The 24,880-nt window shown below is 65.4% G+C and carries 26 protein-coding genes and 1 pseudogene; 8 read left to right on the forward strand and 19 right to left on the reverse strand.

The window, feature by feature from the left end:
• Nucleotides 1-150: 150 nt before the first annotated feature.
• Nucleotides 151-2,217 (forward strand): molybdopterin-dependent oxidoreductase, encoded by a 2,067-nt coding sequence (locus GY937_15365; GenBank protein ID MCP5058084.1) that lies wholly within the window; start codon nt 151-153, stop codon nt 2,215-2,217.
• Between the two features lie 97 nt (nt 2,218-2,314).
• Here GY937_15365 and GY937_15370 read toward each other — a convergent pair whose 3' ends face one another.
• Together GY937_15370 and GY937_15375 are read right to left on the reverse strand one after the other, a co-directional pair.
• On the reverse strand, nt 2,315-2,533 hold the full coding sequence (locus GY937_15370) for a hypothetical protein (protein MCP5058085.1): 219 nt from the start codon (nt 2,531-2,533) through the stop codon (nt 2,315-2,317).
• An 88-nt stretch (nt 2,534-2,621) separates the two neighbouring features.
• Nucleotides 2,622-4,160: an acyl--CoA ligase gene (locus GY937_15375; GenBank protein ID MCP5058086.1), complete on the reverse strand. Its 1,539-nt coding sequence runs from the start codon at nt 4,158-4,160 to the stop codon at nt 2,622-2,624.
• Nucleotides 4,161-4,243: 83 nt separating this feature from the next.
• On the opposite strand from GY937_15375, the gene GY937_15380 reads away from it, so the two are divergent.
• Entirely contained in the window at nt 4,244-5,434 is a 1,191-nt protein-coding gene (locus tag GY937_15380; protein MCP5058087.1) for an amidohydrolase, read from the forward strand.
• 30 nt (nt 5,435-5,464) lie between these two features.
• Complete coding sequence (locus tag GY937_15385; protein ID MCP5058088.1) at nt 5,465-6,403, forward strand: alcohol dehydrogenase catalytic domain-containing protein; 939 nt, start codon at nt 5,465-5,467, stop codon at nt 6,401-6,403.
• A 15-nt stretch (nt 6,404-6,418) separates the two neighbouring features.
• Here GY937_15385 and GY937_15390 read toward each other — a convergent pair whose 3' ends face one another.
• The 4 genes and pseudogenes from GY937_15390 to GY937_15405 all read right to left on the reverse strand — a co-directional run bounded on the left by GY937_15390 (nt 6,419) and on the right by GY937_15405 (nt 9,297).
• A complete protein-coding gene (locus tag GY937_15390) occupies nt 6,419-7,540 on the reverse strand; it encodes a carboxylesterase/lipase family protein (GenBank protein ID MCP5058089.1) in 1,122 nt (373 codons plus the stop codon).
• Entirely contained in the window at nt 7,465-8,055 is a 591-nt protein-coding gene (locus GY937_15395) for a carboxylesterase family protein (GenBank protein ID MCP5058090.1), read from the reverse strand. Before GY937_15395 ends, GY937_15390 begins: the two co-directional genes overlap by 76 nt.
• A 145-nt stretch (nt 8,056-8,200) precedes the next feature.
• Nucleotides 8,201-8,383, reverse strand: a pseudogene (locus GY937_15400) (aldehyde dehydrogenase family protein).
• Nucleotides 8,384-8,514: 131 nt separating this feature from the next.
• Nucleotides 8,515-9,297, reverse strand: coding sequence for an enoyl-CoA hydratase/isomerase family protein (locus tag GY937_15405; GenBank protein ID MCP5058091.1), 783 nt, complete (start codon nt 9,295-9,297; stop codon nt 8,515-8,517).
• A 120-nt stretch (nt 9,298-9,417) separates the two neighbouring features.
• Between GY937_15405 and GY937_15410 the strand changes: the two genes are divergently transcribed.
• Nucleotides 9,418-9,636 carry a hypothetical protein gene (locus tag GY937_15410; protein MCP5058092.1) on the forward strand — a complete coding sequence of 73 codons (219 nt, stop codon included), beginning with the start codon at nt 9,418-9,420 and terminating at the stop codon, nt 9,634-9,636.
• Here the strand turns inward: GY937_15410 and GY937_15415 are convergent.
• The 3 genes from GY937_15415 to GY937_15425 all read right to left on the reverse strand — a co-directional run bounded on the left by GY937_15415 (nt 9,608) and on the right by GY937_15425 (nt 12,153).
• Nucleotides 9,608-10,519 carry an alpha/beta hydrolase gene (locus tag GY937_15415; GenBank protein ID MCP5058093.1) on the reverse strand — a complete coding sequence of 304 codons (912 nt, stop codon included), beginning with the start codon at nt 10,517-10,519 and terminating at the stop codon, nt 9,608-9,610. The genes GY937_15410 and GY937_15415 overlap by 29 nt on opposite strands.
• The gene (locus GY937_15420; GenBank protein MCP5058094.1) at nt 10,516-11,163 is read right to left on the reverse strand and encodes a TetR/AcrR family transcriptional regulator; all 648 of its coding nucleotides are present in this window, start codon (nt 11,161-11,163) and stop codon (nt 10,516-10,518) included. Before GY937_15420 ends, GY937_15415 begins: the two co-directional genes overlap by 4 nt.
• A gap of 84 nt (nt 11,164-11,247) precedes the next feature.
• On the reverse strand, nt 11,248-12,153 hold the full coding sequence (locus GY937_15425) for a DMT family transporter (GenBank protein MCP5058095.1): 906 nt from the start codon (nt 12,151-12,153) through the stop codon (nt 11,248-11,250).
• A 291-nt stretch (nt 12,154-12,444) separates the two neighbouring features.
• Between GY937_15425 and GY937_15430 the strand changes: the two genes are divergently transcribed.
• The 4 genes from GY937_15430 to GY937_15445 all read left to right on the forward strand — a co-directional run bounded on the left by GY937_15430 (nt 12,445) and on the right by GY937_15445 (nt 15,594).
• Nucleotides 12,445-12,627, forward strand: a complete 183-nt coding sequence (locus GY937_15430; protein ID MCP5058096.1) for a hypothetical protein — start codon at nt 12,445-12,447, stop codon at nt 12,625-12,627.
• Between the two features lie 146 nt (nt 12,628-12,773).
• Nucleotides 12,774-13,178, forward strand: a complete 405-nt coding sequence (locus GY937_15435) for a hypothetical protein (GenBank protein ID MCP5058097.1) — start codon at nt 12,774-12,776, stop codon at nt 13,176-13,178.
• Nucleotides 13,179-13,229: 51 nt separating this feature from the next.
• A complete protein-coding gene (locus GY937_15440; protein MCP5058098.1) occupies nt 13,230-14,498 on the forward strand; it encodes a class I SAM-dependent methyltransferase in 1,269 nt (422 codons plus the stop codon).
• Nucleotides 14,428-15,594, forward strand: a complete 1,167-nt coding sequence (locus GY937_15445) for an NAD(P)/FAD-dependent oxidoreductase (protein MCP5058099.1) — start codon at nt 14,428-14,430, stop codon at nt 15,592-15,594. Before GY937_15440 ends, GY937_15445 begins: the two co-directional genes overlap by 71 nt.
• 30 nt (nt 15,595-15,624) lie before the next feature.
• On the opposite strand, the gene GY937_15450 is transcribed toward GY937_15445, so the two are convergent.
• The 10 genes from GY937_15450 to GY937_15495 form a co-directional block, all read right to left on the reverse strand.
• Nucleotides 15,625-16,206 carry a hypothetical protein gene (locus GY937_15450; protein ID MCP5058100.1) on the reverse strand — a complete coding sequence of 194 codons (582 nt, stop codon included), beginning with the start codon at nt 16,204-16,206 and terminating at the stop codon, nt 15,625-15,627.
• 275 nt (nt 16,207-16,481) lie between these two features.
• Complete coding sequence (locus tag GY937_15455; GenBank protein MCP5058101.1) at nt 16,482-16,730, reverse strand: GlsB/YeaQ/YmgE family stress response membrane protein; 249 nt, start codon at nt 16,728-16,730, stop codon at nt 16,482-16,484.
• An 85-nt stretch (nt 16,731-16,815) separates the two neighbouring features.
• Entirely contained in the window at nt 16,816-17,586 is a 771-nt protein-coding gene (locus GY937_15460) for an SDR family oxidoreductase (GenBank protein MCP5058102.1), read from the reverse strand.
• 12 nt (nt 17,587-17,598) lie between these two features.
• Nucleotides 17,599-18,732, reverse strand: a complete 1,134-nt coding sequence (locus GY937_15465; protein ID MCP5058103.1) for an acyl-CoA dehydrogenase — start codon at nt 18,730-18,732, stop codon at nt 17,599-17,601.
• The gene (locus tag GY937_15470; protein MCP5058104.1) at nt 18,733-19,635 is read right to left on the reverse strand and encodes an SDR family oxidoreductase; all 903 of its coding nucleotides are present in this window, start codon (nt 19,633-19,635) and stop codon (nt 18,733-18,735) included.
• Between the two features lie 13 nt (nt 19,636-19,648).
• Complete coding sequence (locus tag GY937_15475; GenBank protein MCP5058105.1) at nt 19,649-20,800, reverse strand: acetyl-CoA C-acetyltransferase; 1,152 nt, start codon at nt 20,798-20,800, stop codon at nt 19,649-19,651.
• 1 nt (nt 20,801) lies between these two features.
• The gene (locus GY937_15480) at nt 20,802-21,863 is read right to left on the reverse strand and encodes an acyl-CoA/acyl-ACP dehydrogenase (protein ID MCP5058106.1); all 1,062 of its coding nucleotides are present in this window, start codon (nt 21,861-21,863) and stop codon (nt 20,802-20,804) included.
• A gap of 2 nt (nt 21,864-21,865) precedes the next feature.
• Entirely contained in the window at nt 21,866-23,023 is a 1,158-nt protein-coding gene (locus GY937_15485) for an acyl-CoA dehydrogenase (GenBank protein ID MCP5058107.1), read from the reverse strand.
• Nucleotides 23,024-23,050: 27 nt separating this feature from the next.
• On the reverse strand, nt 23,051-23,803 hold the full coding sequence (locus GY937_15490; GenBank protein MCP5058108.1) for an enoyl-CoA hydratase family protein: 753 nt from the start codon (nt 23,801-23,803) through the stop codon (nt 23,051-23,053).
• A gap of 4 nt (nt 23,804-23,807) precedes the next feature.
• Nucleotides 23,808-24,878 (reverse strand): nitronate monooxygenase, encoded by a 1,071-nt coding sequence (locus GY937_15495; GenBank protein MCP5058109.1) that lies wholly within the window; start codon nt 24,876-24,878, stop codon nt 23,808-23,810.
• Between the last annotated feature and the right edge of the window lie 2 nt (nt 24,879-24,880).

Genomic DNA, 24,880 nt, shown 5'->3' on the forward strand with positions numbered 1-24,880 from the left:
AGGTGACAGTCTGTGCGGTAGAATCCGGCTTCATGAAGGGGCCCTTGTTGAGGGGAAACGGGTGTCGCAACACGTTTCTACCGCAACTGGGGCCTTCTTCAATTCAAGAACGAGACTTCTTCATGAATTTTCCGGGCTAAGGCGGTCGCATTGTCCGCGTTGTCGGAAGATCCGGATCGGCTGCGTGCGCCGGTGAAGAAGGTGGATGGGGAGTTCGTCGAGATCGGCTGGGACGAGGCGCTGGATCTGGTCAGCTCGCGGCTTGCAGAAATGCGCGAGCGTCACGGGGCCAACTCCGTCGCAACCTACCTCGGCAATCCGAATGCCCACGATTTCGCGTCCAATCTTTCCGTCGCGCCGCTCGTACGTGCCCTCGGAACGAAATGGCGCTTCTCCGCCAGCAGCGTCGATCAGCTTCCGAAGCATTTCTCCAGTTGCCTCCTGTTTGGAGGCGTCAGCATGTTCCCCATTCCGGATGTCGACCGGACGGATTTCATGCTCGTTCTCGGCGCCAATCCGTTGGCCTCCAATGGAAGCCTGATGACGGCACCCGATATGCGTCGCCGTCTGCGTGAGCTGCGCGAGCGCGGCGGTGAGCTGGTGGTCGTAGATCCACGGCGTAGCGAGACGGCCCGGGTCGCGGACGAGCACCTGGCGATCCGCCCGGGCACGGATGCGCTCTTCCTCTTCTCTCTCGTGCACGTCCTCTTCGACGAGGATCTCGTTTCGCTGGGAAGGCTGGCGGATTTCACGAACGGTGTGGATGCGGTGCGCGATCTCGCCCGGGAGTTCTCTCCCGAGGCGGTCGCCCGTTCCACCGGGCTCGAGCCGGAGGCCGTTCGCCGACTTGCACGCCGCTTCGCCGGCGCACCGACCGCTGTCTGCTACGGGCGCATCGGTACCTGCACCCAGGAGTTCGGCGCAACATCGAGCTGGCTGGTCGACGTGGTCAATGTGCTGACCGGCAATCTGGATCGGGCGGGGGGAGCCATGTTCCCCTGGACGGCTCACGAGGCGGCCGATCCGACACCGCGCCGAAAGGGTGTCGTACCTCGGGGTCGCTGGCATAGCCGGGTGCGCGGCCTTCCGGAATTCATGGGCGAACTCCCGGTTTCGGCTCTCGCCGAGGAGATCGAACCGCCCGGAGAGGATCGGGTGAGAGCGCTGTTGACGATCGCTGGGAACCCGGCGCTTTCGACGCCAAATGCCGATCGCCTGGAAGCGGCACTCGAACAGCTCGAGTTCATGGTATCGATCGATCTCTACGTGAACGAGACGACGCGTCATGCAGACGTGATCCTTCCGGTCACCGCCCCTCTCGAGCGGACCAACTACGACATGGTGTTCCACGGCTTCTCGGTGCATCAGCACGCCAAGTGGTCGCCCGCCGTCCTCGAGCCTCCGGCGGGGGTACGTCCGCTCTGGGACGTCAGTCTGGAGCTGGCTGGCCGGACGCAGGGCGCGGATCAGGCTGCCGTCGAGGAACTTCTGCTCTCCGGTTTGCTAGGCGCAACGGTTGGCATGGGGAAAGCGTGCTCGGAAACGGACGAGAGCCACGCCCGCGAACAGCTGGCCAAGCACGAGGGACCGGAGCGTCTTCTCGATCTGATGCTCCGGGCCGGAAGGTTTGGGGATCGGCTGAAGGAGGGAGCCGAAGGGCTCTCGCTCGATTCCATGATCGAATCCGTGCACGGCGTGGATCTCGGACCCATGGAGCCGCGTCTGCCCGAGAAGCTCGGCACCGAGAGTGGATGCATCGAGCTGGCCCCAGAACTCTTCATAGAGGACGTTGCCCGGCTCCGCGAGGCGATGGACCGAGAGCCCGAAGAGCTCGTCCTGGTCGGCCGGCGCCAGATGCGCACCAACAACTCCTGGATGCACAACGTGCCTGCCCTCGCCAAAGGAAAGGCGCGCTGCACTCTTCTCGTTCATCCCGAAGACGCAGCTCTTCACGGCATCGCGGCCGGGGGCCGAGTTCGCGTCCGCTCACGGGTGGGTGAGGTGGAAGCACCGGTCGAGATCTCGGACGAGATGCGCCCCGGCGTCGTCAGTCTTCCGCACGGCTTTGGCCACGACGTGCCCGGTGCCCGCCTCCAGGTTGCCGTCGAACGTCAGCCCGGCGTCAACTCGAATCGCCTCACCGACGAAGCCGCCATCGATCCCCTTTCCGGAAACGCCATCCTGAACGGAATTCCCGTTCATGTGGAACCCGCTTGAATCCTAGAGCGAACCCGCTTGAATCCTGAAGCGAACCCGCCTGAATCCGAGAGGGAACCCACCTGAGCGCAACGGAGGAGCGTCTCCTCTGTTGCGTTCATCGATGGCAATGCCAGTGGCCCGCGTGAGCCGAGCAATGACGGCCTCGTGCGGGCCTCTTGTGAACCAGGACGAGATGGGCCGCCAGCGGAGCATGGCCGTGGACGACCACCTTCTTGGGCCCTGCCCGGTGGTGGCGGCTGTGGTGGTGGAGGCAACCCGTGGCCAGAAGGCTGAGGGCGAAGGCGAGCAGGAAGGTTGCGGTCTTGCGCATCACTGAAGGTCTCCATGGGAATACTCCATGAAACCCAGTCGGTCGGATCTGGTTGCGTTGCGTTCGGCAACGCGCAACCGGGCTGCAAGATCTAGTTGCCGGCTCCGAGCCGGTTCCGGATATCCGCCCGAAGCTCTCCCTTGGCGATCTTCCCTCCGGAGGCCCTGGGGAGGGCATCGACCACGATCAACCGCTCGGGAAACCACTCCTTGGAGACCCCTCGTTCCTGCAGATGCTCCAGAAGCGCCTCGAGCGTGAGATTCGGCTCACCTTCCAGGAGCTCCAGATAGACACACACCCGCTCTCCGTAGACCGGGTCGGGCATGGCCACCGCGGCGGCGAGAGCCACGGACGGGTGGCTCGAAACCGCGTCCTCCACGGCGGGGCCGCTGATGTTCTTGCCACCGCGGATGATGAAATCCGCCGTTCGACCGATCACGCTCAGGTAGCCCTCCGCATCGATGCGCGCGATGTCACCGGTCAGCATCCAGCCGTCCCTGGTATAGAGCTTCGCGTTGGCGGCTTCGTCCCCGAAGTAACCACGGCTGGTGAGCGGCCCCCGGCAGGCGGGCTGGCCAACGCCCGTCGCGGTCACTTCATTGCCGCCATCGTCGTAGAGCCGCACCTGCATGCTGTCGATCAATCGGCCCGCGGTTCGCAGGCGCTTGTCACGGCTATCCCGGATCGTCGTCCGGCAGAGCGCACCGGTCTCGTTGGAGCCATAGAACTGCAGGACCGACGCGCCGGTGCGTTCTTCGAATTCGGCTGCCCGTTCGTAGGGCACGGCCTCGCCACCCGTGAAGAGCACGCGAAGAGAGGAGAGATCGGCCTCTGCCAACTCTGGCGCGTTCAACATCATGATGAACTGGGTACTCACAGCGGCCAGGACGCTCACGCGATGGGTTTCGATCGCGGTAAGCATGGCGCCGGCATCGAATCGTTCCATCAGGACCGTCGGGGCGCCCAACAGAGTGGGTGTGAAATGCGCCGTCCACAAGCCGAAGCCGAACGGGGCCGGTAGGACGCTCATGAACACATCCGCATCGGTCATTTCGCCGGCTTCGACGGCCAGCTCATGGAAGTGGTGCCAACGCGCCTGGTGGTGGGTGACACATTTCGGAAGGCCGGTCGTTCCCGACGTCGAGTTCAGCAAGAAGAGATCGTTCACATCGAGCCGGCGTTCTTCGATTGCGGGCCGGCGAGATCCTTCCGGTGCCGGCTCGTCCTCTTCGAGCTGCCCTGCGACGGGCACGAAATGCGCAATCCCACACTTCTCGGCGAAGGCTGCCATGTCCGTACCGCGATGACTGGGTCGGGCGACCAACGCCCGGGCGCCCGAGAGCGCCAGGAGATGCGCGATCTCTTCCGTGCCGGCTCGTGGCCCGATCCCCACCACGACGATTCCGGCTTTCTCGCAGCCGACGAACGCCGCGTGGACACCCGGCCCGTCCGGAAGCACGATGCCCACCCGCTCACCGGGGTCGATCCCGAGCGCGACGAGGTGGGCCGCGAAACTCTCCGACCGTCTGGCGTAGTCGCTCCAGGTGAACGCATCGTCCACGCCGAGGAAGGCGGGATCGTCTGGCCTGCTGTCAGCCAGCCGATCGATCACGGAGGCCATGGGCTGCATACACCCGATCGTCCCGGCTTTGGCGTGGATTCGCCAGCGGAGAGCTGGCACCATGGGGCGTCGCTTACAGGAGAAATCCGATCATGAGCTCCACCGATGAGTTGCTAGCTGCCGCCCGGGAGATCCAGCCAGAGGTCATCGATCTGCGACGACGAATCCACGCTGAGCCCGAGTTGGGCCTCGATCTCCCCGCGACTCGCGAGAAGGTGCTCGCGAGTCTCGAAGGGCTTCCGCTCGAGATCGCGCTTCACGAAAAGACGAGTGGGATCGTGGCCACCTTGCGGGGTGGCAAGCCCGGGCGAAAGATCCTGCTGCGTGGCGACATGGATGCCCTGCCCATGCCCGAAGATACGGACTTGCCCTTCCGCTCGACGCGGGAGGGTGCCATGCACGCGTGTGGCCATGATGCGCATACCGCGATGCTCGCCGGTGCCGCACGGCTACTGGCAGATCGCCGGGACGAATTGGCGGGTGAGGTGGTGTTCATGTTCCAGCCCGGCGAGGAGGGCTTCGCCGGTGCAAGGTCCATGATCGAGGAGGGTGTGCTCGAGGGTTGCGAGGCCGCTTTCGCGTTGCACATCACGCCGATCATGCCGTCGGGGGTGATGGGAACCCGGACGGGTGCCTTGATGGCTTCGGCAGATTTCTTCCACGTGGCCGTCAAGGGCCGCGGAGGCCACGCCTCGATGCCCCACGATTGCGTGGATCCCGTCCCCGTAGCCTGCGAGATCGTCCAGGCCATGCAGAGCTTCATCACGCGGCGCATTCCAGCTACGGACCCGGCGGTCTTGACGGTCACCCAGATCCACGGCGGCACGACGGGGAACGTGATTCCGGAAGAGGTCACACTTCATGGGACGCTTCGTGCACTCTCCGAGCGTTCCCGTGAGCTGGCCCAGGCGGGGATTCGTCAGATTGCAGAGCATGTGGCGCGGGCTCATGGGACCGAAGCCCACGTGGAGATCGTCGTCGGCTATCCGGTGACAATGAACGACGGTCGTGCAGCGCGTCTGATGCTCGACGTCGCTCGGGACGTAACCGGGGGTAGCGCCGTCGAGATGCCCCAACCGGTCATGGGGGCCGAAGATTTTTCGTACGTGTTGAACGAGATTCCCGGAGCGATGGGTTTTCTGGGTGTGCGCCCCAAGGGCGAAGGCCCCGCGGCGCCATGCCATTCGAACCGCATGCTGCTCGATGAAGCGGGGATGGTGTACGGCACGGCATTCCATGCCGCGGTTGCGATGCGGATGCTCGAAACGGGATTTCCCGGTTAGTCGCCGGCCGAAGAAGGAAGGGAGGCAAGCGTGAGGGCCGTTCGTTGCGGTGAGAAGGGCATCGAGGTCGTCGAGATCGAGGCACCTCGGGGTGAGGGCGTGCGCGTGAGCGTACGCGCGGCCGGGATCTGCGGCTCCGATCTGCATCTGATCAGTGGCCCGATGCCGCCGCCGACCACCCTGGGCCACGAGATTGCCGGGGTGACCGACGACGGAACGCCGGTAGCAGTCGAGCCGCTCTCGCCTTGCATGGAGTGCGCGCCCTGTCGTTCGGGGGAATACAACCTGTGCGAGAGGGGTCCGACCATCATTCATGGCGTGTTTCAAGAGGGAGGTATGGCCGACGAGATGCTCGTGCCCGAGCGGGCCATCGTGCGCCTGCCCCATGGCCTCGACCCGGCCAACGCGAGCCTCGTCGAACCCCTGGCCGTCGCCCTGCATGGCCTGAGACTGGCGGGGCAGCATGCGGGTCAGCGCGTGCTCGTGGTAGGTGCCGGGCCGATCGGCCTGCTTGCGGCCTTCGGGGCCCGAGCGGGGGGCGCGAAGGTGGATGTCGTCGCGCGGCATGACCACCAACGTGAAGCTGCCGCGAGGCTCGGCTGCGGTGAGCCCGAGGGAACCTACGACCTCGTCGTCGAGGCTGCTGGTACCGAGAGCGCGGCCGCAGCAGCTGTCGAAGCGTGTCGCCCGGCTGGCACGGTGGTGCTGGTCGCCTCCTATTGGGACGGTCAGCTGAGCTTGCCGGCCTTTCCCCTATGCCTGAAGGAGATTCGCATCGTCCCCGCGTCGCTCTACTGCACGCATGGTGCCATGCGGGATATCGACGTGGCGGCAGGGTTGTTGGCCCGGCATCCGGAAGTCCCAGAGTGCTTGATCACGCATCGGTTCCCATTGGATTCCGCAGCGGAGGCCTTCGGAACCGCGGGGAAGCGGGAGGCTGGCGCGATCAAGGTCGTGCTCGAGCCGTAGACGCGGCCACGAACGTCAGGCGTCGCTGGTCTGGGGACTTCCGAGCCAGGCGTGGGCGCGCATGCGGGTGGCGTTGTGGCTGCCGTGGCGCAAGGGGCGACCGCGGATCGGGCCGTCGCCTAGCCATCGGTCGATCAGTTGGCGCTCCTCGTCCAACGGGCTCTCCGCGAGGGCGCAGTCGCGTCCGAAGATCAACGTCGAGCGCCGCTCGGGATCATAGGTAGGCCAGCGGGGCAGTCGCTCGTGCCCCGGTGTGCCGTGGCGCGCAAACCCGATCCAGGCATGTTGCAGCCGCCGCGAGAGTTTCCCCGCCTTGGCCGAGAGCCCGGTGAGTGGACGCGCGATCGGATGCGAGGTCGAGCCGAACACGAAGGGGATCTCGATGGCGTGGCATGCGCCGACCGAGCGCCGCATTGCCGGCGCCCGCCAGGTAAAGAGATAGGAGTAGGCCTCGCCACCCCCGGCGTGGTGCGCCTCGGCCAGCCGGTTGGACGGGTGATGAAAGGTGCGGGCGCTCTGGAATGCGCTCCATACATCGCTGGGGCGCGACGCGACGGATCGTTCGCCCAGGGCCTCGCGGAACCGCCGGGCGGCGACATCCGCCCGAGGTGCGTGGGGAAGGCTCGGTAGCACCTCGCGAAAACGATCGACCAGATCCGCCTGGCTGAAGCGTCCGATGCCATGATCGATCATGCGGAACAATCGCCATTCGTCGAGCGTGGCACCGGTAACGATCGGTATGCCTGCGGCTTCACCGGCCCGCAGCGCGGCAAGCGGTTGACGGGGAATCAGATCGCCATCGACGGCGGGCAGCAGCACCATCAGATTGCTGAGGTTTGAAGCGCGGGTGAGGATCGCGCGCTGGGCGGCAAGGAGTTGACCGAGGGGAATCTCGGCCAGGGATGCGGGGGTCGGCCGACGCTGGCCGAGCTCCCGAAGCAGGATCTGGGCGACGTCCGCGGCCTCGTTCCGATCGATCACGTGGTCGGCCGCGCCGCTCTGGCAGATCGCGCGGTGGAAGAGTGGGCGTGCTCGCGGTGCGCCGAGCAGCGTGCCGACACTCATGCCACCGGCAGATTGCCCGAAGATCGCCACGCTCTTCGGATCGCCGCCGAAGCGCTCGATGTTGTCACGCACCCATTCGAGCGCGGCAATCTGATCCCGGATGCCCCGTTCGTGGCTTCTTCCAGGCCCTCGAGGCCGAGCAGCCCGAGGTGCGAGAAGCCGAGTACGCCGAGGCGGTAGTTGATCGAGACCACCACGACATCGCCCCGCTCGGCCAGTGCGGCGCCGTCGTAGACCGCCGTCGAGCCAGAGCCCACCAGGAAGCCGCCGCCGTGGATCCAGACCAGCACGGGGCGCCTTGCGTCGTCCGCGGCCGGGGTCCAGACGTTTACCGAGAGGCAGTCGTCTCCCAGCGGGCCCGCCGCCGCATTGATCCAGGAGAAGGCCGGCAAGGAGAACTGGGGCGCTGCCGGTCCCGATTGCTGGGCATCCCGGACGCCGGCCCAGGGCTCCGGGGGCCTGGGCGGCAGGAAGCGAAACTCACCCCGAGGCGCCGCCGCGAACGGCACGCCTTGAAACGAAACCACCCCCCCCAGGTCTCGCCCTCGGACACGGCCCGAGAGCGTCTCAGCAACTGCTTGCACCACGACTTTCGTCCAGTGTACTCCGATCGTGCCGCAGCGTGTCAAGTCATCTTCGGCTCCATTGGGCAAAAATGAGCCCATCTCTCCTGCGTAGGAGGGGGTCGTTCAGGAGCAAGACCCACCTCAACCTTGCCGTAGAGACTTGGAATCAGCCGTTTGGCGGGGTGCGCAGCACCAGCAGCCGGATCTCGGTCAACTCCTCGATGGCGAACCGGATGCCCTCTCGGCCGATACTGCTGTCCTTCACGCCGCCGTAGGGCATGTGATCGACCCGCCAGGAGGGCACGTCACCCACCACGACGCCGCCCACTTCGAGCGTGTCCCAGGCTCTTCCGCCCGTTCTTCGAACCGCGTGACACAATGCTGGAGAACGGCCTGCCGCGCGTAGGCCGGCATCCGCGCCTTCGGCGACTGAGGCTGCTGCAATGGCCTGGCCGATCTCGGCCTCACCGACGAATCGCCTCAGCCTTGGTTGAAAACGGGTCGTCGCTTTTCGAGAAACGCCCGCATTCCCTCTTGCTGGTCGGGTGTCCCCATCGTTGCCATGACCGCGCGGCGCTCCTCTGCCAGCGCCTCGTCGAGTGGGGCATCTCCCGCGCCGACGACGCATCGCAACACGCCGGCGACACCTAGCGCCGGCTGTGCGGCCAGCTCCTCCGCCAGGGCTTCGCCACGGGCACGGAGTTCTCCGATCGGCCAGAGTTCGTGGACGAGGCCGATGCGCAAGGCCTCCTCGCCGGAAATCTTCTTGGCCCGAAGGATCATGTCGAGCGCGTGGTCGCGGCCTACGCAGCGGGTGAGGCGGGCCGTACCGCCCCAAGCAGGCACCGAGCCCAGATCCATCTCAGGCAGTCCGATCTTCGCGCCTTCAGACGCCGCCAGGCGGAAGTGGCAAGCCAGGGGAAGCTCGAGGCCTCCTCCCAGGCAGTAGCCGTACATCAGGGCGACCACCGGCTTTTCGAGCGCTTCGATGGCAGCCAAGACGCGTAGTCGCTGATCGAAGACAGCCTCGATACTGCCCATGCGTTTCGCGCCTTCGGGGAGTTCCTTGAGATCCATTCCGACAGAGAAATGCTCGTCGCCGGATCCGGTCAGCACGAGCGCGCGAACCGACGTGTCGGCGCCCAGCAGCGCGATCTGCTCCTCGAGCTCGTCCATGAAGGCCAGGCTCATCCGGTTCCGGGGCGGGTCGTTGTTGATCAGCGTGGCGATGGCGCCCTTGCGCTCGACCAGCAGTGCAGGCATTCAGGTCTCCTTCGCAACGAGTTCTCCAGGCGAGAAACCTCACCAGGTTTGACCCGGGGGCCACTGAGGAAAGATGGGGTTGAAAGACCAACCATCGACCCCCCCAGAGGAGATTCCCGAGTGCAACTTCATGCTAACGCGAAGCTGACGCCGGCGTCCCGCCGGCTCCTGATCCGTCGGGTTCGAGAGAAGGGCTGGCCCGTGAAGCGGGCCGCCGAAGCTGCTGGTGCAAGCCAGCAGACGGCTCACAAGTGGCTGAGGCGATTCGACGACGCCTGGAAGGGGATCAGCTTTCCGGGTCGTGTTTCGTTCAGAGAGGTGCTGGCGTGTCTTCGATGAATCCCGTGATCGCCTCGGCGAGCCGACCCGGGGCCTCGACATGGACGTCATGCCCGACGCCTGCGAAGGCGAGGAAACGGGTGTCTTGGAGTCGGGAGGTCAGGCCGCGGGCGGCCGCGATTGGAATAGATGCGTCGGCAGCGCCATGAACCTGGAGTACGGGCCGCCGAATCTCTTCGTAGGTGCCCGTCACGAGCCGCAGCCCGTCGACGGTGTACTGGCGTCGCAGGAAAGTGAGGAGCGCAGCTCGGGTGCCACGAATGGCATACGCCGCTGCCAGGCGGCGCTCGTGAGCTTCAGAGAACACGTCGCTGAAGATCGCCGTGCGTGCCATGGCGATCTCCCCGATGCCTGGGAGAAGCGGGACGATCTGCATCGGATCCATTGCCATGCCGTGCCCGATGAACACAGTTCGGTCTACGCGTTCGGGATGATCCGCGGTGAGGATCGCCGCTACGGCGCCTCCGGCAGAATGGCCCACGACCGTGGCCCGGTCGATCTCCAAAGCGTCGAGGACGTCGCGGGCCTCCTCTGCCCAGAGCGCGATTCCATAGCGTCCCGAATGGGTGCGATCACTCAGACCGAGCCCGTAGTAGTCGATCCCGATGACCCGGTGGCTCTCGCCAAGGCGCGCGGACAGACCCTCCTGCCAGTCTGCCACGCTGCGTCCGGTTCCGTGGAGGAGCAGGATCACGTCTTCGCTCTTGCCAACGTCCAGCACGTGCACCCTTCCCGAGCGTGTTTCGACAAAACGGGTCTCCGGATCGCTGGGTGCCTCGGCGCGAGGCATGGGCTCGGAGCCTCGGTTCAAGAGGGAACCGACGCCACAGCTGAAGAGGAGGACGAGTGTCAGGCCGGCCGAGATGATGAGCTTGTTTTTCAAGATGATGCTTCCTCCGCCCCGAATGCGTCACGCAACACGGCTTTGAAGAGGGTGAGCGTACGCTCGCGAAGAGCTGCCGTTTCGGCATCGAAGGGGCGAGTTGCGTTTACGAGACCAAGCCCCTGCATCACCTGGAAGATCAGGCTGATCCACGTCGCGAAGTCGGGCAGCCGCTCAGCGACTTCCGGGAACAACGCCTCGGCCAGCGGAACATTGCCTTCATCGAAGGCCTGCGCTTCGGGCCATAGGGACCAGGACAACTCGGCGTGGCTCGCGGCTGCGAGCCACAATTCCAGGACGGCCTTGAACTCAGGAGCGCCGAAGGCGGACCACATGACATCCACCAGCGCGTCGACCCGGTCGCCATTCGTAGGCAGGGCTTCGAGTTGTGTGACCACTCCGTCTCGCAAGCGGCCGTACACGGCTTCGAGGGTCGCTCCGAGCAGGTGCTCCCGCGTGCCGTAGTGGTGCAACAGCGATCCATTGGATACGCCGGCACGCTTGCAGACAGCCAGCGTGGTGGTTCCGGCGTAGCCGTGGTCGATCAGGCAGCCGATCGAGGCGTCGAGCAGACGTGTCTTGGTGGCGGCGCTTCGTTCCGCCTGACTTCTACGGGCCCGCGGAAGGGGAGTCTGGCTCGGCATGGTGGGCATCGTAAGCGAAATTATACATTTAGTCTAGACTCATTGTTAATATCTGGGCCGCTGAAGGTCGTAGTCTGGTTCCATTCAGGAACTCGAGGAGGGGCCAGCGGAGGTCGGCCGCCGTTTTGCCCAACCCAGGACAGGGATCGCAATCCCGATCAGCATCACGACGCCACCCTGGATTTCTCTGGCACTTGGTTGATCCGAGAGGAGGACGGCTCCGAGCACGAGGGTGAGCGGAGGGGCGGCCAGGGTCGCCAACGTGGTGATCCGCGCCTCGATGTACCTGGCCGAGTTCATCATGCACAACCGACCCATGAACGGGCCGAAGAAGGCCGCGAGGCCTACATAGCCAGCTTGGGCAGCGGAGATATCCAAGATCTCCGGCGGGAAGCCGTTGAATACGAACCACAGGGCGACAGCGATCCAGAGTCGCAACGCGTTGACGGCGACCAGATCGATGCGTCGGATGAAGAGTCGGGTGATCACGGCCATCGAAGCGAAGCAGAACGCAGAGACGGCGGCCCAGACGATGCCGACGGCTCGAGGCTCGGAAGCTGAAACCGCGTCTTGCAGGAGGAACAGGCCACAACCGGCCACGGCGGCGCCAATCCAGAAGCGGGCATCGATTCGCTCCCCGATGATCGGCCATGCGAGGAGCGCGACGATGATCACCTCGCTGCGTTGCATGACGGTCAGCAAGGCTGGGGAGAGGAGTTGAATGGCGGAGGCACTCGCGAGATTTCCGAAAAGGGTGAACGCGGCGAGGGCTGTTGCGATTCCGAGGTCGACCGGACCGAACCTCGGAATCGATCGCTGGCGGTAGCCCGTCAGGAGGCTGTTGAAGATCGCAGCAATCGCCAACAACAGGAGTGTATTGATCGCGCTTTCGCCGTAGGTGCTGGCGACCTTCCACGGGATGACGAAGCCGGCGATGCCAATCGCCGCAGCCAACGCCCATAGGATTCCGCGGCGATGTTCGGTCGGCATATCCGGAGTCTTCTCTGCTTTCCGCCGTGAAAATGGATCTCCAGGGCCACCGATCCGTCACTCCGAGTGATCGTGGCATATTCCGCGGGCTTTGCGGGGATGGTCACCGGGGCCCTCGGAAGGGGAGATCCAGCTCGAGTCTAGCAGGGCCCCCTCCCGGCCATCCGAAGAGGAAGAGCCGTTCAGCTCCACCCGGGGGCCTTGATTCCGCTGGGTCGCAGCAGGATTCAACCGCGGGCGTCGCCAGACCGATGAGAAAGCCGAGTGCCGTAGGGAGATCCACGGAAGAGTATGACGGCTGCCATCTGCAACGCTGGCCTGATCGCATTCTTGTTAGTCAGTCTGGTCGTCGGGCTTCGGCTGCTGCTGCTCTGGCGCAAGACCCGTGGGCTACCCGAGCTGATGATCGGAGCGGGCTTCCTGGTAGGCGGCGCGTTCGGCTTCATCCCGGAGCATCTCGTCATCACGGGGTAGTCCAGAGCTCGTGGGATGGCCCCATCCTGGCAATCGCCGAGCTGGCGATCCGTTCCACGGCTGTCCTGTGCGCGGTTTTCACCTGGCAGGTATTCCGGCCGGAGTCGAGTTGGGCTCGCAATCTCACGCTGGGCATCGGAGCTACATTGGCACTCGCCCATCTGGCTCATCCGGGGCCGTGGGCCACGGCCGAAACCCCGATGGCCTGGTACGCATCGATCCTTACCGCGATCGTGCGCTCCGGGGCTTTCGCGTGGGCGGCGGCAGAAGCTCTTCGCGAGGGAGTGATGGCGCGCCGTCGTGCTCGGCTCGGCCTGGTGAGCCCCGAGACCGCACGTCGCTTCCTGCTGTGGGGCTTCGCGATGCTCGGACCCTCCTGCATGTCCGCGGTGCCACTCCTCATGCGCTGGCTGCTCCAGCCCGACCCGGGACCGGAACTCTTCTGGGCCGGGCTCCAATCCTTCTTTGGCCTGGTGGCAGCACTCGCCAGGTCCGCGGCCTTCCTTTCGCCCCAGCGAGCGAAGGAAATCCGGACCGCCGAGACTTCCTGACGCTCGGCCCAGGGCTTGTGCCCGAGCCATTTCCCTGGTTGATTCAAAACCATGGGCCGCTCCATCCTCCCGCCGGGCCTCGCTCATCGCATCGCGAATGCACTCTACCGGGCCGCCGGTTCGCCGGAATTGCGCATTCGGCTCTGGACCGGCGACGAAGTCGGCACCTCGCCGGATACTTCTGCAGGCACGCTCGTGATCCGAAGTCCCCTTGCCTTGATTCGCCTGGCGATCGATCCGGAACTCGAGCTCGGAGATCTCTTCGTGCAGGAGCGGATCGAAGTGGAAGGTGCCCTGGATGAGTTCCTGGCGGCGCTCCTGCGTCGCGAGCCCCGGGTTGGAGTGAGCCATTGGATTCCTGATTCGTTGCGAGAACTGGCCCTGAATACGGGGCGCAGCAAGGCAACCCAGAATGCGAGCCACCACTACGACGTGGGAAACGAGTTCTACGCCTGCTGGCTCGACGCCGGGATGACGTACACCTGTGGCTACTTCCCGCGCCCGGATGCGAGCCTGGAGGAAGCGCAATTCGCCAAGATGGATCACGTCTGCCGCAAGCTCGGGTTGCGCCCCGGTGATGAAGTGGTCGAGGCAGGTTGCGGTTGGGGAGGCCTGGCCCTGCATATGGCTCGCCACTACGGCGCGCGTGTACGGGCCTGCAACGTGGCCGAGGAGCAGGTGGCCTACGCCCGGGAGCGTGCCGAGAAGGAAGGCCTCACCGATCGCGTGGAGTTCATCCACGATGACTACCGAAACCTGCACGGGCAATACGACGTGTTCGCCTCGGTTGGCATGCTCGAGCATGTAGGTACGGATCACTATGAGGAACTCGGTTCAGTGATCGATCGCTGCCTGCGTCCGCATGGCCTCGGTCTGCTCCACACGATCGGACGCAGCCGCCCGCAGCTCTTGAACCGCTGGATGCGCAAGCGCGTCTTCCCCAACGCACATCCCCCAACTCTTGGTGAGATGATGCGCATTCTCGAGCCGAAGAACTTCGCGTTGCTCGACGCGGAAAATCTGCGCATCCACTACCGACTCACCGCAAGCCATTGGCTGCGCCGGTTCGAGCGGGAGACGGATCGAATCGAAGCCCTCGTGGGTCGCGAGCTGGCCCGGACCTGGCGCTTCTATCTGGCCGGCACGACGGCCTCGTTCGAGACGGCCACGGTTCAGCTCTTCCAGGTGCTCTTTTCGCGTGCCGGGAACGATCACATTCCCTTTACCCGCGAGCATCAGTACAGCGGGGATGCGCCCTGCTTCGCAGACGAGGCAATCGAAGAGCTTCTCCAGGAAGGTGGCGCGCTTGGAGAGCGCTGACGTCGTCATCGTCGGCGGAGGGCCGGCTGGGTCCTCCATGGCCTTCGGTCTCCGTGGGAGTGGACTTCGCGTCGTGATCCTCGACCGTGCCCGCTTTCCTCGGGACAAGCTCTGTGCCGGCTGGGTGACCCCACGGGTCTTCGACGCACTCGGTATCGAGACCGAAGCCTATGCCAGGGGAAACGTCCTGCAGCCCATTCACGGTTTTCGTGTAGGCGTGTCCAGTGGGCGGGAATCAGCCACCCGTTCGGATCAGGTCGTTAGTTACGGAATCCGACGCTGTGAGTTCGATACGTACCTCCTGAGAAGAACAGATTCCGATGTTCGAGACGGCGAACCACTTCGTTCGCTGGAGTGCCAGGGCTCTGGTTGGTTGGTGAACGGCTCGATTCACGCCCCCCTGGTCGTGGGGGCGGGCGGCCATTTCTGTCCCGTGGCACGTCGATTGATGCTCGGACCCAAATCCGAAGAGCCTCTCATCGCCGCCCAGGAAATCGAGTTCCGGATGACCGAGGCACAGGCGCTTGCCTGTCCTGTCGCAGCCGATACGCCGCTGATTTCCTTCCAGCGTGATCTGAAGGGCTACGGGTGGATCTTCAGGAAGGGAGATTGGCTGAACCTGGGCCTGGGGCGACAGGATCGCGAGCATCTCTCGACGCACCTGGCCGGCTTCCTCGACGAGTTGCGCCAACAGGAACGCCTACCGCCTGAACTGCCCACGGCCTTCCGTGGGCATGCCTATCTGTTGTACGACCAGGCGCCACGCCGCCTCTTCGACGACGGGCTCGCTTTGATCGGTGATGCGGCTGGATTGGCCTACCCGCGAAGCGGCGAGGGCATCCGACCCGCCGTGGAATCGGGCCTCCTGCTGGCCGGCACACTTCGCAACATGCGATCGGCGGAGAAGCTCGGTGCGCCGGAAACGCTGGCCGGCTACGAGCGAGATCTGCTCGGTCGTTTCGGACCGCGGGAACATCGCCCGGGTCCGACGGATCGCCTTCCCGCTCCCCTCGTCCGCTTCCTGGCCGCGCGGCTCCTGGGCCACCCGCGGATTGCCAACGACATCGTCGTCCGCCGCTGGTTCCTGCGCGCCTAGGATTTCTTCCGCTACTCGCACCGCGCTCGTTCAGGCGCGGAAATCGATCTCGCCGCTGTGCTGCTCCGGCCCATGGGCACCCTCGCCGCATACGGGGCAGGAACCCGAGACGGGAGCCTCTTCGGTTTCTGCCGGGCCGGCCGTCGTGCCCGTGGCATCGCTCTCTAGGCCCATGGCTTCACGGGTCGCGGCGACTCGCGCCTGCTGGGCCTGTCTGGCTGCCGTGGCAGCGATCTGGCGATCGTGGCCGGAGGGATCCGCCGGTGCGAGAGCTGCTGCCCGGACCCGCTCCATCTTGTGTGCGGTTGCAGCCGGATCGCCCCCGACGGGCGAAGCATCGATCGAGACTTCTCCACCGACCGCATAGCGTCGGCCGTCGGGTCCGTTCTCGTACGTGAAGCTCGCGCCACCCCTGGCCAGGCTGCCTGCTGCTGCTTTGTGGGCCGCTTCGTGGGCGCGCACTTCGCGGTCGCGGCGTGCGAGTTCATCGACCTCGCGTCGCTCGTCTTCCGTGAGCTCCGAGCCCGTGGGTTCCGAGCGCGTCGATTCCGAGCGCGTCGATTTCTCGTCGTCGGCTCGGCTCCGGGCCAGGCCTTCGGCGCTCAGAGACATGCGGACACCGCGGCTCTCGCCACGTGATTCATCGGTCTGCCCGGCAGGCTGATCGGAGCCACGGGGGGCGGGGCGCGGGTCGCCGAGGAGCTGCCCGCGAAGCGCGCCGAGATCGAAGAGGGAAGACACGTCCACGTCGCCGGTCTATCGGGTATCCGATTCCCGGCCTACACCGGGTGAACCACCCAGGCCGATGCGGCGAATACCGGACGGCTGGGTCTTCGGCAAAAGCCTGCTCGAGCGTGCAGCGCAGTTCCAGGAGCGATGGGCCCGGGTCACCCCCGCAGTTTGCGATGTGCAAAGAGCAGCACCAGGGCGCCGCCGGTTGCGAGCGCGAGGCTGCCCAGGTTGAAGCCGGTCACGTCGCCGAGGCCAAGCCGGGTTCCGAGAAACCCTCCGAGGAATGCGCCGGCGATTCCGATCAGGATCGTCACGACGAGGCCACCCGGATCGGGACCGGGCATGATCCATTTGGCGAGAACGCCAACTACGAGGCCGAGCAGGATCCAAGACAGGATGCCCATGGGGAGTCCTCCGTGCAGGGGACCTGAGGATACCCGAACCGGGCGACGAGGCGCTCTGCCGGCCTGCTCGCATTCCGTGCTGGCGTCAGCTCCGGGCGGCGCTCAGGAACGCCGGCGCCTCGCCCCCGCCGTGGAGCAGCAAGTTGGCACCCGTGACATAGCTGGCCAGCGGTGACGAGAGGAAGACGCAGGCATCGCCGATTTCTTCCGGCTTGGCGAGGCGGCCCAGAGGCACGGTGGCTTCGACGCGCGCCAGGCCGGCCGCATCCCCGTAGTGGAGGTGCGATTGTTCCGTGCGCACCATCCCGACCGCGATCGCATTCACTCTCACCCGCGGCGCCCACTCGACGGCGAGGCTCTGCGCGAGGGAGATCAGCCCGGCCTTCGCAGCGCCGTAGGCGGCGGTTCCGGGGGACGGTCGCAGGGCGGATACGCTGGAGATCATCACGATCGAGCCGCCCTGCTCCTGGCCCTGCATCACGGCATTGGCTTTCTGGGCGAAATGAAGGGGCGCCATCAGGTTCAGCGCCATGATCTTCTCGTGGAAGCGAGGCGAGGCATCGGCTGCATCCGCGAATGGGGCACCGCCGGCGTTGTTCACCAGGATGTCGAGCTGGCCGAAGCGTTCGACGGTTCCTTCGACGACGCCAGCGATCGCGTCCACGTCGTGCACATCGGCAGGGAGGAATACCGCGGCGTGGTCGCCCGCACTCGGCAGCACGTCGGGTTCGTTGCGTCCGCAGACGACGACATCGGCGCCGGCTTCGAGGAAGCGTTGGGTGATGCCGCGTCCCACGCCTCGACCACCGCCCGTCACGATTGCGACTTTGCCCTGGAGATCGATGTCGATGGACACGAAGGTTCTCCTCTAGAGCCCGATGGCCCGGGCGACGAGTTCGCGGTGGTAAGGCGCGTCGCCTAGCAAGCTGGCGCTCGATCGCGCGCGTTTGAAGTAGAGGTGGATGTCGTACTCCCATGTGAAGCCGACACCACCGAAAATCTGGAGCGCTGTACCCGCGCAGAACGAGTAGGTATCGGAGGCCGCAGCCTTGGCCATCGATGCCGCGAGCGCGAGCTCGTCGCCCTGATCTGCGGCAACGCAAGCTGCGTAGTAGACGGCGGAGCGGGCCGATTCGATCTTGACCATCATGTCCGCACATTTGTGCTTGATGGCCTGGAACGATCCGATCGGACGCCCGTACTGCACGCGCTCCTTGGCGTACGCCACCGCCATCTCGAGGCAGCGTTGTGCGCCGCCGACCTGCTCGGCGGCGAGGGCGATCGCGGCGCGTTGGAGGATCCGATCGAGAGCGTCGGCACCGCCATCGCCGAGCCGGGTGAACGCTGGCACACGCACACCATCGAGCCGAATCTCCGCAAGGCGGCGCGTCTGGTCGAGTGTCGGGAGCGCTTCGCGCTGGAGCCCGGTCACATCGCCAGGCAGCACGACGAGGGCCAGGCCTTCCCTGCCGCTCGAGCCCTCTTCGCGAAGAGCCACGACGATGCGATCGGCGAAGTGGCCGTCCACCACATGACGCTTGGTCCCAGTCAGCACCAGTTCGTCGCCTTCGCGTCGAAAGCTGGCGCGGATGTCCTCGGCCGCCCAGCCTCCGCCCTGTTCGGCGACAGCGAGCGTGGCCGTGCACACACCTTCGGCAAGTTCCGGCAGCAGTGCTTGTCGGTGATCTTCGGTTCCAGCCGTGAGGATGGCATTGGCACCCAATGCAACGCTTGCGAAGAAAGGCGAAGCGAAGAGGGTCTCGCCCATGACCTCCATCAACGCGACCAGCTCGACATCCCCCAGGCCGAGGCCACCATACGTATCCGGGGTGGTGACGGCGGGCCAGCCGAGTTCGGCGCCGACACGTTTCCACACCTCCGGGTCGTGTCCGAGCTCGCTGGCCATGGCGGCACGCACCTGGTCCGAGCTGGAGACCTCCACGAGGAATCCACGTGCCATTTCGCGGAGCTCGTCTTGCTCTTCCGTGAACCGGAAATCCATCTACGTCCCGTAGACCTTCTGGGCTGGTGTGGCCTTGTTCATCAATTCGTGGACGGCCGCTCCGATTTCGTCCGGGGCCCAGCGAGCGCCCTTGTCGATGGCCGGGCCGGCCCGCCAGCCGTCCGCGATGCTGATCTCGCCGCCGGAGAGCTCGAAGATCTGGCCGCTCACATCCTTCGATTCAGCGCTGCCAAGCCAGACGACGAGGGGCGAGATATTGGCGGGGTCCATTGCGTCGAAGCCGTCTTCGGGCTTCGCCATCATTTCCGCGAAGACGCCTTCGGTCATACGGGTGCGTGCAGAGGGGGCGATGGCATTGGAGGTGATGCCGTAGCGGCCGAGTTCAGCGGCCTGGATCAAGGTGAGCGCGGCGATCCCCGCCTTGGCTGCGGAATAGGAACTCTGACCGATGCTGCCCTGGAGGCCCGCGCCAGAGCTGGTGTTGATGATGCGCGCATCGACGGCATTCCCGGCCTTCGACTCGCCTCGCCAATGCTCGGCGGCATTTCGGGCGAGACAGAAATGCCCCTTCAGATGAACGCGCACCACGGCGTCCCATTCTTCTTCGCTGCAGGAGACGAACATGCGATCGCGGACGAAGCCGGCGTTGTTCACCACCACGTCGAGGCGACCGAAGGCTTCGAGAGCCTGCTCGACCGCCAGCCCGGTCTGCGCGAAATCCGCGACATCGGCGCCGTTGATGATCGCTTCGCCGCCTTCATCGCGGATCTGTTGCACCACATCATCGGCAGGGCCCGCACCACCGCCGCTACCGTCGAGCTCCACACCGATGTCGTTGACGACGACCTTGGCGCCTTCGCGAGCGAAGGCAAGGGCGTGCTCGCGGCCAATGCCGCGGGCAGCTCCCGTGATGATGACGACACGTCCGTCGCAGGTTCCCATGTCTTGAACTCCCCTACAGACGTTCGATGATGGTGACGTTGGCCTGACCACCGCCTTCACACATGGTCTGGAGGCCGTAGCGCCCACCCGTGCGTTCCAATTCGTGGAGCAGGGTCGTCATCAGGCGTGTTCCGGTGGCTCCGATCGGGTGCCCCAGGGCGATCGCGCCGCCGTTGACGTTCACCTTTTCGAGGTCCCAGTTCGTCTCCTTCTGCCAGGCCAGGACGACCGGAGCGAAGGCCTCGTTGATCTCGACCAGGTCGATCTCGTCCTTCGACATGCCGGCCTTGGCGAGCGCGTGCTTCGTGGCCTCGATCGGTGCCGTCAGCATGTAGATGGGGTCGTCGGCGCGAACACTGATGTGATGCACGCGCGCACGCGGCTTGAGGCCGTGATCCTTCACCGCCTGCTCGCTGGCGATCAGCATGGCCGAGGCGCCGTCGGAGATCTGGCTGGCCATGGCTGCGGTGATGCGCCCGTCTTCGATCAACGGCTTCAGTCCGGCCATCCTCTCGAGGGTGGTGTCCCGTCGCGGCCCCTCGTCGTCTTCGACTCCCGCCAGCGGCACGATCTCCTTCTTGAACCGTCCTGCATCGACGGCCGCGATCGCGCGTTGATGGCTCTCATACGCGAAGCGCTCCATCTCCTCCCGGGAGATCTCCCACTTCTCGGCGATCATTTCCGAGCCGCGAAATTGCGAGACCTCCTGGGTGCCATAACGTGCCTCCCAGCCTTCGGAACCCGCAAATGGAGTTTCGAAGCCGAGGGGCTGGGCCAACGTCATTGCGGAGCTGATCGGAATGGCGCTCATGTTTTGCACGCCACCGGCAACGATCAGGTCGCTGGTTCCGCTCATCACGCCCTGGGCGGCGAAGTGGACCGATTGCTGAGAAGAACCGCATTGGCGATCGATGGTCACGCCCGGCACGTGCTCGGGAAGGCCCGCTGCGAGCCAGCAAGTGCGCGCGATGTCGCCGGCTTGGGGACCGATCGTGTCGCAGCAGCCGAAGATCACATCGTCTACGGCATTCGGATCGACGCCGCTGTTGGCGACGAGCCCCTTGATCACGTGGGCGCCCAGGTCTGCGGAGTGCACCTGGGCCAGGCCGCCGCCCCTGCGGCCGACCGGAGTGCGGATCGCGTCGATGATATATGCCTCTGCCATGTCATGCGTCTCCTGAGAACGTGGTTCCGGGCCCGATCGGAAGCGTGCCCGCGAAGAGCGCCTCCCGAACGCGCCCCAGATGAAAAGCGCTGCGGCCCCACGCGTGGTCCAGGGACCAGGCGCGGCGCATCCAGATGTGGAGATCCTGCTCCCAGGTGTAGCCGATCGCGCCGTGGGTCTGCAGCGCAGCCTTGGCGCCGAGCGTCGCGGCTTCGCAGGCGGCGAGTTTCGCCATCGAGACGTGCACGCCGCGGGCGGCGCTTCCATGGGCCACCGAGTGCGCCGCACGTTGTACCAGGGGCCGCGCGTACTCGAGTTTCACCTTGATGTCCGCGAGCATGTGCTTGACGGCCTGGAACGATCCGATCGGCTTGCCGAACTGCTTGCGTTCGCTGGCGTACGCAGCGGCGAGGCTGATGAGACGATCGCAGACGCCCAGTGTTCCGGCGGCGCAGGCCAGGGCTCCGCGGTCGAGCGAAGCCGCGAACAATCCGGCAGCCGCGCCTCCGCTTGCGATGCGGGTGCTCTCGTTGGCTTTGAATTCGACACTGGCGATGCGTCGGGACGGGTCGTTGGCGGGTTGAACCTTCACCTCGGCTGCGTCCCGGGGAACGGCATGGAGCGCCCCATCGTTGTCGGGCAGCAGGAGGAGGTTGGCGACGTGCGCGTCCTCGACGAACGGGCTGATCGGATGGCCGACGGCCGCGATGGCTTCCCCTGCGGCGATCTTCGGGAGCCATTCGTTCGCCAGATTCCCGCCGATCTCCCCGAGCAACGGCACGGCAACGGCAGCCGTGCTGATCACGGGCTCCGCAAGCGCCGCGCGCCCGGCCTCTTCGATCAGAAGCACCATCTCTTCCTCGCAGAGACCCATGCCGCCATGCTGTTCCGGGACGAGCAGGCCCGGCAGGCCGATCTCCGCCAACTGCTTCCACAGCTCGGGCGAGCGCCCCGTTTCCGTCTCCCACAGCGCACGCACGGATTCGGGTGTGACTTCGCCCTGCAAGAACTCACGCACGGTGCTCTGCAACAGCTCCTGGTCTTCGTCGAAGCGAAAATCCATGACTACCTCGGCAGCCCGAGAATGCGTTCGGCGATGATGTTGCGCTGGATCTCGTTCGTGCCCGCGTAGATGGGGCCCGAGAGCGCAAACAGGTAGCCGTCGAGCCAGCCGCCAACGTCACCGGCCGCCGGCGCTTCCGGCAGCAGCTCGCCCCGGTCGCCCAGGATTTCGAGGGCCAGCTCGTGCATGCGCAGATCGAGTTCGCTCCAGAAGATCTTGTTGAGGCTGGCTTCGGCACCGATCTTTCCCGCCGCCAGCAAGCGTGAGACCGTGCGATGGGTTTCCAGGGTGTACGCCTCCGCCGCGATCCAGCAGCGTGTGACTTCATCACGCACGGACCTTTCGACCGCATCGCCGTGCAAACGCGCCAGCTCCACCAGGCGCTTCGCCGTTGCCTGGAAGCGCGCAGGGCTGCGCAGCATCAGGCCGCGTTCGAAGCCCGCCGTTGCCATGGCGACGTTCCAGCCCTTGCCTTCTTCCCCGAGCTGGTGCTCCGCGGGTACGCGCACATCGTCGAAGAAGACCTCGGCGAAGCCTGGCAGGCCGTCCAGTTGTTCGATCGGTCGGACGGTGATGCCCGGCAGGTCGAGAGGTACGAGAATGAACGTGAGGCCTCGGTGACGCTCCGATTCCGGATCCGTGCGGAACATTCCGAAGAGCCAATCGGCGAATGCGCCGCGCGAGGCCCAGGTCTTCTGGCCGTTCAGCACGAAATGATCGCCATCCCGGGAGGCGGCGGCCTGGATGTTGGCCATGTCCGAGCCCGCGTTCGGTTCACTCCAACCCTGAGCCCAGACTTCTTCGCTTGCCGCCATCGGCGGCAGGAAACGCGCCTTCTGTTCGGGCGTGCCGTATTCCATGATCGTCGGGCCGAGCAGGAAGATCCCGTTCTGATTGATGCGTTTCGGTGCGCCGACCCGGTAGTACTCTTCTTCGAAGATCAGCCACTCGAGCAGGTTGGCGCCGCGGCCGCCGTACTCGACGGGCCACGGCACCATCGCCCAGCCGCCGGCATTGAGCTGCGCCTCCCACTCCCGATGTTGCTTGGCACCCTCCGCGGTATCGAAGGATTTCAAGGGTTCTGAAGGGACGTTCGCTTCCAGCCACTTCCGCGCATCCGCACGGAACGCACGTTGGTCCTGGGTGTAGTCGAGATCCATCTTCCGGCTCAGTCTTCTACTCTGGAATCACTCATCGAATTTCGAGTCACGCTTCTCGACGAAGGCATCGCGCGATTCCTGGGAATCGGGGCTGGTGTAGAGCTCGAAGGTAAAGCCCTGCTCGTAGCGGTAGCTCTCCTTCGGGTCCAACAGCTCGATTCCATTCAGCGACCACTTGGCGAGTTCGACCGCCTTCGGGCTCTTGCTGGCGATCTTGCCCGCCAACTCCATCGCCGTATCGCGCAGCTTGTCCGCCGGAACCACCTGGAGGACGCCGCCCAACCGGTAGGCTTCGGCTGCGCTGATCGGCTCGCCAGTCAACAGCATGCGCCGCGCCTCCTGCATCCCGAACATGCGCATGGCGTGGGTCGCCGCACCGAGCGCGCCCCGATCGATTTCCGGCAAGCCGAAGCTGGAATCCTCGGAACAGATCACAAGATCGCTCGCCCCGGCGATGCCGATGCCACCGCCAAGGCAGTAGCCGTGCACGGCGCTGATCACGGGGACTTTGCAGTCGTAGATGGCTCCGAATAAGTCGTAGCAGCCGCGATTGGCTTGCACGATCAGCGTGCCGTCTTCCGCGAGTTCCTTGACGTCCACGCCGCACTGAAAGCCTCGTCCCTCGGCGCGGATCACGACGACGCGGGCTTCCCCGCCGCGGCCGAGTTCGGTGATCCGCTCGGCAAGCTCGCCCCAGTGCCGAGTGGCGAAAGCGTTGACCGGCGGATTGTCGATCACCAGCTCGGCGATACCGCTTTCGAGGGATACGGAGAAGGCCATGGCGTTACTCCTGGTTCCGGTTGGCGAGGCGCGCGAGTGTCTCCTCGGCCTCGCGGACGATGCGCTCGATGAGCTCTGCGCAGGTGGGCCGGTCGTCGAGCACGCCGGCCACCGTGCCACTCGGTAGATAGCCTCCGATCGGGTCACCATCGTTCATGGCCCGTTTGGCCAGGATCGGCGCGTTGGCGGCCAACAGCATCTGAGCTCGGGTCAGGCCTTCGTTCTTGCGCATGGAGAGCGCCGAACGCAGGAGCTCGGGAATCGTCGCGCCGGAAACGCGCCGGAACTCGAGGCCATTTCGCAGGGCCAAGAGCAATCGCTTCAACGGCCCCGCCGATTCGAGTGCATCGACCAGTTCATTCACAATGACTCGTTGGGGCATGCCGTCGATTTCTCGCGTGACGATCACGTCCGTGAGGCTCGCGTCGGCGTAACGCTCCTGTGTGAGATCAGGGACCGGGCTCTCCGCGGTCATCAGGAAGCGCGTGCCCATCGCGATTCCCTCGGCGCCATAGGCCAGGGCCGCGACCAGTCCGCGCCCGTCCTTGAATCCACCGGCGGCAATTACGGGAATCTCCACGGCATCCACACATGCGGACACCTGGAGGCTCGTCGGGATCGTCCCCGTATGCCCTCCGCCCTCGCCGCCTTGGACGATCACCGCATCGGCCCCGAGCTTCTCCGCTTTCTGTACGTGGCGCGGCGCTCCGCAGGTCGGCACACATACGACGCCGCCGGCCTTCAACGTGTCGATCAGCTCGGCGCTCGGCGCCCGGTTGTATCCCGCGGCGCGTACGCCGTGGGTGAGGATCATTTCCGTGATTTCCTTCGCGCCCGGTGCATCCATCAGGAAGTTCACGCCGAAGGGCTGCGACGTCAGCTCCTTGGTGGCAACGATGCGCTTCTCGACCTCGTCGAGCGGAAGCGCCGCCGCTGCGAGGAAGCCGAAGGCGCCCGCGTTGCAAACGCCGGCCACGAGTTCCGGCGTGGCCACCCAGCCCATACCCGTCTGGACGATGGGCAAACGCATGCCAAGCAGATCGCAGAGCCGGGTGTGGAGGGGGTGCAACGGCATGG

The sequence above is a fragment of the bacterium genome (assembly GCA_024228115.1).
Classification (GTDB): domain Bacteria; phylum Myxococcota_A; class UBA9160; order UBA9160; family UBA6930.

What these genes read in the sequence shown, in the direction of transcription:
- GY937_15465 (MCP5058103.1), bottom strand. Translation starts at nt 18,732, where the DNA reads ATGGATTTCCGGTTCACGGAAGAGCAAGACGAGCTCCGCGAAATGGCA.
- GY937_15485 (MCP5058107.1), bottom strand. Translation starts at nt 23,023, where the DNA reads ATGGATCTCGACTACACCCAGGACCAACGTGCGTTCCGTGCGGATGCG.
- GY937_15425 (MCP5058095.1), bottom strand. Translation starts at nt 12,153, where the DNA reads ATGCCGACCGAACATCGCCGCGGAATCCTATGGGCGTTGGCTGCGGCG.
- GY937_15375 (MCP5058086.1), bottom strand. Translation starts at nt 4,160, where the DNA reads ATGCAGCCCATGGCCTCCGTGATCGATCGGCTGGCTGACAGCAGGCCA.
- GY937_15490 (MCP5058108.1), bottom strand. Translation starts at nt 23,803, where the DNA reads ATGGCCTTCTCCGTATCCCTCGAAAGCGGTATCGCCGAGCTGGTGATC.
- GY937_15405 (MCP5058091.1), bottom strand. Translation starts at nt 9,297, where the DNA reads ATGCCTGCACTGCTGGTCGAGCGCAAGGGCGCCATCGCCACGCTGATC.
- GY937_15495 (MCP5058109.1), bottom strand. Translation starts at nt 24,878, where the DNA reads ATGCCGTTGCACCCCCTCCACACCCGGCTCTGCGATCTGCTTGGCATG.
- GY937_15470 (MCP5058104.1), bottom strand. Translation starts at nt 19,635, where the DNA reads ATGGGAACCTGCGACGGACGTGTCGTCATCATCACGGGAGCTGCCCGC.
- GY937_15480 (MCP5058106.1), bottom strand. Translation starts at nt 21,863, where the DNA reads ATGGATTTTCGCTTCGACGAAGACCAGGAGCTGTTGCAGAGCACCGTG.
- GY937_15450 (MCP5058100.1), bottom strand. Translation starts at nt 16,206, where the DNA reads ATGTCTCTGAGCGCCGAAGGCCTGGCCCGGAGCCGAGCCGACGACGAG.
- GY937_15440 (MCP5058098.1), top strand. Translation starts at nt 13,230, where the DNA reads ATGGGCCGCTCCATCCTCCCGCCGGGCCTCGCTCATCGCATCGCGAAT.
- GY937_15475 (MCP5058105.1), bottom strand. Translation starts at nt 20,800, where the DNA reads ATGGCAGAGGCATATATCATCGACGCGATCCGCACTCCGGTCGGCCGC.
- GY937_15455 (MCP5058101.1), bottom strand. Translation starts at nt 16,730, where the DNA reads ATGGGCATCCTGTCTTGGATCCTGCTCGGCCTCGTAGTTGGCGTTCTC.
- GY937_15430 (MCP5058096.1), top strand. Translation starts at nt 12,445, where the DNA reads ATGACGGCTGCCATCTGCAACGCTGGCCTGATCGCATTCTTGTTAGTC.
- GY937_15420 (MCP5058094.1), bottom strand. Translation starts at nt 11,163, where the DNA reads ATGCCGAGCCAGACTCCCCTTCCGCGGGCCCGTAGAAGTCAGGCGGAA.
- GY937_15380 (MCP5058087.1), top strand. Translation starts at nt 4,244, where the DNA reads ATGAGCTCCACCGATGAGTTGCTAGCTGCCGCCCGGGAGATCCAGCCA.
- GY937_15445 (MCP5058099.1), top strand. Translation starts at nt 14,428, where the DNA reads ATGCGCCCTGCTTCGCAGACGAGGCAATCGAAGAGCTTCTCCAGGAAG.